Origin of the sequence: Massilia sp. CT11-108, from assembly GCF_047302915.1 — a bacterium.
Taxonomy (GTDB): Bacteria; Pseudomonadota; Gammaproteobacteria; order Burkholderiales; family Burkholderiaceae_D; genus Telluria; species Telluria orientalis.
Genome location: NZ_JBKYMO010001216.1, coordinates 1 through 494, shown reverse-complemented (window position 1 = coordinate 494; position 494 = coordinate 1). Strand labels below are relative to the sequence as shown.

Annotated in this window: 1 pseudogene; it reads left to right on the top strand. The window is 66.2% G+C overall.

Going from position 1 to position 494, the window contains the following annotated elements:
• Positions 1-186 (top strand): annotated as a pseudogene (locus tag ACEN88_RS34070) (serine/threonine protein kinase); the annotation flags it as partial.
• Positions 187-494 lie beyond the last annotated feature (308 nt).

The window sequence follows — 494 nt, the reverse complement described above, 5'->3', positions numbered from 1 at the left end:
ATCGACACGGCCACGGGCAAGCTGGACACGAAGCACATGTACGAGGGCGGACCGCATGCGCTGTACTCGGCCATGGAATACGTCAAGCGCCTCGGTGCCTTTGAGGGTTCGCCGGCCTGGTACGACGGCCAGCTGATCGCGGCCACCGCGACAGGCGAGGTGTTGTTCTTCGAACCGCAGCGCTGACGGGCGGCTTTACTAAAACGCCGCACGCCGCTGTCCGCGCGGCGGGCGGCATCGTTTGACCATCAAGCGCGGCCAGTTTAGTAATCGCCGCTAAACAGCGCCGCAAAGCCTTTCCGGCGTTTGACCCTCCCTCCGGGCGGATGCAGAATCCGCCGCATAACGATCCCGGCCGTCCGCGCCGGGACTTCATGCCTATCCCGGAGACCATCATGCGCCACGCCAGTTCGGGCCTGCCCACGCCCGTCGCACGCCCACCCCGCCTTTCGAACGCCTTGCTCGCCGCCGTGTTGCTGGCGGCATCTACCGTC